The organism is Niastella sp. sgz303648 (assembly GCF_059587045.1).
In genome coordinates this window covers 1-2,769 of record NZ_JCAPSW010000047.1, presented here as the reverse complement: position 1 = coordinate 2,769, position 2,769 = coordinate 1, and the positions used below count along the sequence as shown (strand labels likewise).

General features: G+C 41.5%; 4 protein-coding genes. All 4 read left to right on the top strand.

Annotated elements, in window-relative coordinates:
• Nucleotides 1–194: hypothetical protein (locus tag AC59IL_RS38815; RefSeq protein ID WP_496557647.1), on the top strand; the 194-nt coding region annotated here is incomplete at its 5' end.
• 2 nt (nt 195–196) lie between these two features.
• Entirely contained in the window at nt 197–538 is a 342-nt protein-coding gene (tnpB, locus tag AC59IL_RS38810; RefSeq protein ID WP_496557646.1) for an IS66 family insertion sequence element accessory protein TnpB, read from the top strand.
• A gap of 77 nt (nt 539–615) precedes the next feature.
• Nucleotides 616–2,298, top strand: coding sequence for an IS66 family transposase (tnpC, locus tag AC59IL_RS38805; protein WP_496557645.1), 1,683 nt, complete (start codon nt 616–618; stop codon nt 2,296–2,298).
• Nucleotides 2,299–2,325: 27 nt separating this feature from the next.
• The gene (locus AC59IL_RS38800; RefSeq protein WP_496557644.1) at nt 2,326–2,664 is read left to right on the top strand and encodes a hypothetical protein; all 339 of its coding nucleotides are present in this window, start codon (nt 2,326–2,328) and stop codon (nt 2,662–2,664) included.
• Nucleotides 2,665–2,769 lie beyond the last annotated feature (105 nt).

Here is a 2,769-nt window from a genome sequence, read left to right as displayed (position 1 = left end):
GAATAAATACCGGCACATTCTATTGTTGGTTGAGCAAACAAAGAGAACACAACAATCATCCAAACTCCAGCCCCGCGTTTGTTCCTTTAAAGATCAAGGAGGAACAAGCCCAGGAAAACGTATTTGCAGAATACAAAGGTTTGAAGTTTTATCAGCCTATGAGTGTTGAGTTTTTTAAAGCATTAATTGGTTAAATATGCTATCGCTGAACGGATTTAAGCTCTGCATGTGTACTATAAATACCGACATGCGCCAGGGGCGTAATGGATTATCGGGGATTGTTACCGATCATATGAAGTTCAATGCCCTGGATCCGGAAACGATCTATATCTTCTTTAACAAGCGCCGCAACCAGGTCAAGCTATTACTTTGGGAAAAAGATGGCCATAGCGTTTATCACAAACGATTGTCAAGCGGCACTTATGCGCTTCCCGAATTTAACAGCAATGGCGCCGTTGAAATTACCCGCCAGCAATTATCCCTAATACTGGATGGAATAGAAATAAAATACCGGCATCGTTATAAGCATGATGCATAATTAACCACGATCAACAAATGTAAATGTTTTAATTAAAGTAAGCGTTTACTGGTAACAGGTATCTATATTTGTGACCAGTGAAATCTTCCATTCATACCAGCCTGCCGCCTGCTACTCTTACACCTGCTGATTTACTCAGGCAGTATGAATCACTATCAAAGCTTCAGTTAATACAATTGCTCATTGCAAAGGACTTACTGCTATCACAAAAACAGGAGCAACTGGTGTCTTTGCAGACCATTATTGAACAGCTTAAACAGGTTCAGGGAGATCTGCTGGCTAAGGTAGAGGAAGGTATCCGAAAAGGATGGCAACTGGAAGAATTTACCAATATGCTTTTTGGAAAAAAGTCAGAACGCTTTACGCAGTATAGTGATGATGCAAAACAGGGCCGGCAATTATTTCTGGGAGAAGTATTTGAATCAGGCGATATTGAAGCCGTGGTTGCAGCCAGCCGGGCAAGAACTGCCAGCGAACAGCAAATTGAGCAACAACAAAATGTTCAACCCAAATCAAATCGCCATAATAAACGCTATGTTGTAAGAACAGGTAAAAGACGCCAGTACAATGTTGACGTAGTAGTAATCGAAAAAGATTATGAAGGAAATAAGGAGGGATTAAAATATTTTGGCACGAAGGTTACCGAAGTGTACGATTATCAGCCTGGCAAATTTGTAAAAACACAAACGCGTTATAAGAAATATATTGACAATGTCGGTAAGATATACAAAGCCCCGGTACCGCCGCGTGTAATAGAAAAAGGAAGAGTAAGTAATAGACTCGTAGCCAACGTACACGTTGACAAATTTGTGTACGCTATGCCCTACGAACGGCAGATTAAGAAAATGCAGCGGTTGGGTATATCACTTGCTGCCTCTACAGTCAATGGTTGGGAGGAGATCTGTTACCGGAAATTAAAACGGCTGCTAAAATTGTTCAAGAAGGTGATCAACGCCCAGGATTATCTGCAAATGGATGAGGTGCCTATTGATTTTGTCAATGATGTAGGCAAGGGCCAGTGCAGTAGTGGTTACTTTTGGGTCATCAATGCGCCCCGGCAAAAACTGGTACTCTTTGAGTTCAATCCTTCACGCGCCAGTACGGTACCCAAAGAATTACTGAAGGATTTTAAAGGAAAGTTGCAATGCGACGGGCTATCGTCGTACAAGACTGCATTTAAGGAAAACGAAGAGGTGCAGTTACTCACCTGTCTTGCGCATATACGCCGCTACTTTTTTAAAGCCCGAAAACACAACCTGGAGCTATCAAAATTCTTTTTAAATGAAACCCGCATCATTTATGATATAGAAGCCTACTGCGACCACAAGCAAATAGATGATAATGAACGAGTTGCGATAAGACTAAAGTATATCAGGCCCATCCTGGATACTGTAAACAACTGGCTTACAGATAATCGTAATGCGGTTACTCCCGATAGTCCAACAGGCAAAGCCTTTACATACGCGTGTAACCACTGGCATTTAATGAATGAATACCTGCATGATGGCAAATTATTGCCCGATAACAATGGCGCCGAGCGCACTATCAGACCGGTAACATTATATAGAAAGAACTCGCTGTTTGCCGGCAACGAACAGGGGGCATGCAGGGCTGCCTTATTTTTCTCACTGCTGGAAACCTGTAAGCTCAATAATATAGATCCCTTCGAATATCTTTGCGATGTGTACGATAGAATATATGATTGTCCTGCGCACGAGCTTTACGGGTTGCTTCCTCAAAATTGGAAAAAGCCATTGTAAATAATTGCAAAACACCCATCAATAAACATGACTGATCAAGTTAATAAAGACCTACTGATTGCCGTAATGGAAAAACGGCAGAAAGAGTTAGAAAAGATGATTAAACTGCAGGCAGATCAGTTGAATAATTACCGTGAGCATGTAGAGGCCTTCAATGCATTAGTGGCAAAATATGAGCAGGATGCTGCTGCTATTGAGAAAACCGTAGCAGAGTATAAACAGCTGGACGAATCGCAAAAACAAAAGCAGGAACAACTTGTGGAAATGCTGGATGCATTAACCGAAGAAAATAAAAAGCTCACTGCTGAACTGCAGGAGTTAAAACTGTATGTTCAACAACTGGAGCAAAAAGCGCAAGCCTCCTAATACTATCTCTTACCTGATACATCCCATTTAATTGGCTTCAAAGAACTGATGCAAAAGTAAGCGCTTATACAATCGCTTCGGCAGTGTCGAGAACCGAATGGTTAC

Coding starts and splice junctions, on each gene's coding strand:
- tnpB (WP_496557646.1), top strand. CDS start 197: ATGCTATCGCTGAACGGATTTAAGCTCTGCATGTGTACTATAAATACC.
- AC59IL_RS38800 (WP_496557644.1), top strand. CDS start 2,326: ATGACTGATCAAGTTAATAAAGACCTACTGATTGCCGTAATGGAAAAA.